Origin of the sequence: Bathymodiolus platifrons methanotrophic gill symbiont, from assembly GCF_002189065.1 — a bacterium.
In the GTDB taxonomy this organism is placed as follows: Bacteria; Pseudomonadota; Gammaproteobacteria; order Methylococcales; family Methylomonadaceae; genus Methyloprofundus.
Window position 1 is genome coordinate 1 of record NZ_BDMN01000507.1, and the last position, 1863, is coordinate 1863.

The window sequence follows — 1863 nt, forward strand, 5'->3', positions numbered from 1 at the left end:
TTTTTAGTCCGCGATAGCCGTAGGGTCGTTGTTTTGTCGGAGTCTGAGCGTTAGCGAAGGTGGAGACAAAATAAAAGGCCATCCGACACGGCGTCAAGTCATTTGGAGCCTATGTTCCGACCCCTTGTTGGGTCGGGACGAGGTGACGAGGACGAATCGGGGCCGCCGGAGGCATAAGTGGTCGCGTTAAGTTTTTGCTGCTTGCTTGGGCTGGGATGCCCAAAACAAGCTTTCGCAAAAATAGCGACTCCCCGCGATTTTTTAAGTAAGATTTGAGACTCTATCCCTAATGAGAGAGATTACACCGCCATTATTTTTCTGCATTGCTTATCTACACTAGCCTGTTGTAATATTTCATTTATGGAATATGACTAGGAATTTGATATTCCCCTTTCTGACACATAAAGCAGCCATATAAACTGTTCTGGTTCTGTTGAATTTCAAGTGGGTAGTAGTTAGGATTTATTTTAGAAAAGTCTAATTTTCCAGTTAATAAATAAGCAATTGTTTTGAAGTGCTGCATTTTATATCCTCTCGCTTTTCTTTTTGCAGCCTGTAAAACCGAGTTTAACCCTTCCAAAACACCATTATTGATTTGGCTATTTTTCTAGCTGACAATTCCATCCCAATGCTTCTTAATCGTTTTAGCTGCTTTTATAATGGGAGCCAGTTGACTATGGGTCGCCCAGTAACACCCGTTATCAAGTAAGCGTTCAAATTACTCTGTACTTTCCGCAACATAAATCTGTTGAAATGCTTCGCGAATTTGTATGGTTCGGATAGATTGGTAGTGGCATTACTGGTTGACCTCTTGATCTCCCTTGAAACTTCATATTTAACTTTACTCTGACCCCAGTTAAGATGCCTTTTATATTGTTATTCCTAATTGAATCTTGTTCTGTCCCTTATTTTCTATAAAAACTATAAGGCTTGACAGAAAATGAAACGAAATTACAATAGGTAAGGAATTAATTAAATGTAAGGAAAAAGCTATGGATCTTGCTACATTGACAGCTAAAGGTCAAGTCACAATTCCAAAAGAAGTTAGAGAATTATTGCATTTACATTCGGGTGATAAAATCGAATTTTTTATCAAGGAAAGTGGTGAAGCTGTAATTCGTCCTATTTATAGAAAGGTTGATGATGTTTATTGTAAGCTGAAAAATATCAAAAGGAAGGCTATTTCTGTCGAAGAAATGGATGAAGCAATAAAAACCAGACTTAAAAATAAATTTTTATGATAGGAATTGACACTAACATTCTTGTTCGTTTTTTAGTCGCTGATGATACAAAACAAGCAAACAAGACTTACAGGCTATTTAAAAAGGTAGAAGACGAAAAAACCGAATTGTTTGTATCTTCATTAGTTATTTTAGAATTAATATGGGTTTTGGAATCCCCCTACGAATTTGAGCGCTCTGATATTTTAGATTCAATCAGTCAACTAAAGATTAATGCTTATATTTAAATTTGAAAACTTATCTGTTATTCAGCATTTTGTACTTGAAGCACAAGCGTCAAAGTTTGACCTTTCAGATTTATTAATTGCACATTCAGCTAATAAATATGGCTGCAAGACTGTCCTTACTTTTGATAAAAAAGCGTCAAAATACAAATATTTTGAATTAATCTGAAATAATGGCATAAGAAGGATAGGAACGGGGTTTTAACCTCTATCCCGCGCACCACTCGAAATGCGGCTCCTTACCGATAAGCTTATCTAAGTCAATTCTGGAGGTTACTAAAAGCTTTATCCTAAAATAATCGTGGTCTGTCAGCTGTTTTCCTCTTACGCTGAAAATCAGGGAAACGTAGCCTAAGCGGAGTGATGATATTTAGTCCCTGGTAGGCGACAGGGCAATT

4 protein-coding genes are annotated in these 1863 nt (G+C 37.0%); 3 read left to right on the forward strand and 1 reads right to left on the reverse strand.

What is annotated here, in order from left to right; genetic code table 11:
* Window positions 1-358 precede the first annotated feature (358 nt).
* Window positions 359-595, reverse strand: coding sequence for a transposase (locus CDZ78_RS19945; RefSeq protein WP_140414258.1), 237 nt, complete (start codon window positions 593-595; stop codon window positions 359-361).
* A gap of 397 nt (window positions 596-992) precedes the next feature.
* On the opposite strand from CDZ78_RS19945, the gene CDZ78_RS19950 reads away from it, so the two are divergent.
* The 3 genes from CDZ78_RS19950 to CDZ78_RS23460 are packed head-to-tail and all read left to right on the forward strand — an operon-like array spanning window position 993 to window position 1634.
* Window positions 993-1241 carry an AbrB/MazE/SpoVT family DNA-binding domain-containing protein gene (locus CDZ78_RS19950; RefSeq protein WP_087871521.1) on the forward strand — a complete coding sequence of 83 codons (249 nt, stop codon included), beginning with the start codon at window positions 993-995 and terminating at the stop codon, window positions 1239-1241.
* On the forward strand, window positions 1238-1468 hold the full coding sequence (locus CDZ78_RS23455; RefSeq protein ID WP_244559306.1) for a type II toxin-antitoxin system VapC family toxin: 231 nt from the start codon (window positions 1238-1240) through the stop codon (window positions 1466-1468). Before CDZ78_RS19950 ends, CDZ78_RS23455 begins: the two co-directional genes overlap by 4 nt.
* A complete protein-coding gene (locus tag CDZ78_RS23460) occupies window positions 1455-1634 on the forward strand; it encodes a PIN domain-containing protein (protein ID WP_244559307.1) in 180 nt (59 codons plus the stop codon). Before CDZ78_RS23455 ends, CDZ78_RS23460 begins: the two co-directional genes overlap by 14 nt.
* The last annotated feature ends 229 nt before the right edge of the window (window positions 1635-1863 follow it).

Coding starts and splice junctions, on each gene's coding strand:
- CDZ78_RS19950 (WP_087871521.1), top strand. CDS start 993: ATGGATCTTGCTACATTGACAGCTAAAGGTCAAGTCACAATTCCAAAA.
- CDZ78_RS23455 (WP_244559306.1), top strand. CDS start 1,238: ATGATAGGAATTGACACTAACATTCTTGTTCGTTTTTTAGTCGCTGAT.
- CDZ78_RS23460 (WP_244559307.1), top strand. CDS start 1,455: ATGCTTATATTTAAATTTGAAAACTTATCTGTTATTCAGCATTTTGTA.